The 2,799-nt window shown below is 56.0% G+C and carries 2 protein-coding genes and 1 pseudogene; 2 read left to right on the plus strand and 1 reads right to left on the minus strand.

What is annotated here, in order from left to right; translation table 11 throughout:
• A pseudogene (locus H5U08_RS14880) lies at positions 1 to 557 on the plus strand (hypothetical protein); the annotation flags it as partial.
• Between the two features lie 97 nt (positions 558 to 654).
• Positions 655 to 1,989 carry a sulfatase gene (locus H5U08_RS14885; RefSeq protein ID WP_297034745.1) on the plus strand — a complete coding sequence of 445 codons (1,335 nt, stop codon included), beginning with the start codon at positions 655 to 657 and terminating at the stop codon, positions 1,987 to 1,989.
• Between the two features lie 164 nt (positions 1,990 to 2,153).
• Here H5U08_RS14885 and H5U08_RS14890 read toward each other — a convergent pair.
• The coding region (locus H5U08_RS14890) for an aldose epimerase family protein (protein ID WP_297034747.1) at positions 2,154 to 2,799 on the minus strand (646 nt) is incomplete at its 5' end.

Below are 2,799 nucleotides of genomic sequence, written 5' to 3' on the forward strand. Positions count from 1 at the left end.
ATCTGACAAGCGCGGGCCGTCCTTTATTTCTGAAAATCCCATACTACGGTCCGGAAGCCATGGAGGCCCTGTGCCGTTATGATAGCTCCCTGGTCGTCGGAATTCTGGGCGGCTCAGCAGGCACCACCTACGATGCGTTTCACATGTTGTGGGAGGCCAAGAAGTACGGTGCCCGGGTGGCTCTTTACGGACGGAAGATCAACAACGCAGAAGATCAGTTGACGTTCATCAAGTACCTCCGACTCATTGCTGACGACGAAATTTTGCCCGCCGAGGCGGTCCGGGCCTACCATGCCGACCTGGAAAAGTTGGGCGTGCCACCTCACCGACCTTTGGAGGAGGATCTCCAGCTTACTCAAACCTCGCACAGTTATTCCGGAAGAGGAGTCAGTACAAGACAAGACGTCCGACAACCGAGCACCTCTCCAGGCCCCAGTAAGCCACGCGTCACCATCGCCACATGGCGACAACCATCTGACGATCCGGACTTCAGCAAGATGACTCCCCTGGAAAAGGCACGCTACAATATCGAGCGGTGGAAGCGAATACTCGGTTAGGCTGCGTACGGAACTTGAATGGGAGCCTGTGAGCTGCGGAACCCGTACGTGCTGTCCATTCCCTCTTCCAGTCATGAAGCGTTTGAGGAGGCATCCGATGCGACGAGCTTCAGCGTGGTTGCTGGTCATTGGTGCTTTTTTGGTCTTTTTGAAGGGAACAGGGGAGATCGGGCTGGCGCAGGAATCGTCCCGCCCAAACGTCCTGCTCATTATTTCCGATGATCAGGCCTGGACGGATTACGGTTTCATGGGCCATCCTGTGATACAGACGCCCCATCTGGACAGGCTCGCGCGAGAATCGCTTGTTTACACGCGAGGCTATGTCCCGGATTCACTTTGCCGTCCTTCTCTCGCCACGATCATCACGGGATTGTATCCCCACCAGCACGGAATCACGGGAAACGATCCTAAGTTGCCGGATCCGAAGGTCAATCCCATGGCGGGCAGGGCTCGTCCTGAATTTGCTCGTTTTTATGAAACGCTCATGCGACGCATTGAAACCCACCCAACCTTGCCCAGACTTCTCGGTGAAGCCGGGTACGTCTCCCTGCAAACAGGAAAATGGTGGGAAGGTGCGTACACCCGTGGTGGATTCACAGAAGGTATGACGCATGGCGATCCCAAGCGGGGAGGACGACACGGGGATGCTGGGCTGGCCATCGGTCGCCAGGGGTTAGAGCCGATCTTCGACTTCATCCGAAGGGCCAAAGAGGCAGGCAAGCCGTTTTTTGTCTGGTATGCCCCGATGATGCCGCATTCTCCTCACAACCCACCGGAAAAATACCTCCAGAAGTATCTTCGCCCCGATTTAACTCCGGCACAATCCCGCTATTACGCCATGTGTGAGTGGTTTGATCAAACGTGCGGCGACCTCATCACATTCCTGGAAAAAGAAAATCTCAGGAAATCAACCCTGATCATTTATCTCGCGGACAACGGGTGGATTCAGGATCCAAACAATCCCAATCGGTACGCACCACGTTCGAAACGGTCCCCCTACGACGGCGGAATCCGCACGCCCATCATGTTATCCTGGCCGGGAAAGATCACGCCTCTCCGCGATGATGAAAATTTGGCAAGCAGTATCGATATTGCGCCCACCGTATTAACAGCATGTGGCCTGCCGGTACCGGCGAACCTTCCCGGTATCAATCTCATGGATCGTGAGGCAGTCAAGGAACGTCGGGCGATATTCGGTGAGGTCTTTGAGCACGACGTGGCCGACGTAGATCACCCCACCAAGAGCCTCACCTTCCGCTGGATTATCCGCGAAAACTGGAAGCTGATCGTGCCTGCCGATCCCAACGGCAAGCCGGAACTCTACGACGTTGTGGCAGACCCATTTGAAACCCGGGACCTGGCGACTACGCATCCCGAGCTGCTGAAAAAGCTCACGGAAGAGCTTGATCGGTGGTGGTCTGGCAAAGAATGAACGTGTGTGGCAGCGGATGACGCGGACGACACTTCGCCGTCGAACGTTCGTAGGTTCTTCGCCACCGGATCTGTCTCAGACTCTGTCATGACGTTATTGCCGTCCTCGGCAAGATGGTCCCCCCGGACAGGCAGCCTGTGGGACCATCTCTTATTGCGGCGTGCCTACTTTGCTACTGAAAAGTGGTGAATGGTCAGCTCGTGGTATGTCTCGCCCGGCCGAAGCACCGTGGATGGAAACTGTGGATGATTGGGCGAGTCCGGAAAATGCTGGGTTTCCAGACACACAGCACCGAACTTGGGATACGTTCGACCATGCGCGCCCAGACGCCCATTCAGGCCATTGGCGGTATAGACCTGAACGCCCGGCTGTGTGGTGAAGACCTCCATAACGCGCCCTGTTTTCGGATCTTGGAGCCGGGCACAGAACGAAAGCTCACCCGGTTGGGATTTGTTGAGAACAAAGCAGTGGTCATAGCCCCCGCCCGTTTTTTCGATGTCCCGCCCAATTGGTTTGGGCTGACGGAAGTCGAAGGGCGTTCCCTCGACGGGGGCCATTTCTCCCCGCGGGATCAACGTCTCATCGACGGGCAGATAGCGATCTGCGTTGATCTGCAAAATGTGATCCAAAACGGTACCAACGCCCGCTCCCGCAAGATTCCAGTAGGCATGATTCGTCAGGTTGACGACCGTGGGCTTGTCCGTGGTCGCGTAGTACTCCATCTCCAGACGATTGTCACCAGTGATCCGATAGATGACCGTAGCCGTTAAGGTCCCTGGATAGTTCTCCTCTCCATCCGGACTTACATAG

Origin of the sequence: Thermogutta sp. (genome assembly GCF_014359955.1) — a bacterium.
In the GTDB taxonomy this organism is placed as follows: domain Bacteria; phylum Planctomycetota; class Planctomycetia; order Pirellulales; family Thermoguttaceae; genus Thermogutta.

Coding starts and splice junctions, on each gene's coding strand:
- H5U08_RS14885 (WP_297034745.1), top strand. CDS start 655: ATGCGACGAGCTTCAGCGTGGTTGCTGGTCATTGGTGCTTTTTTGGTC.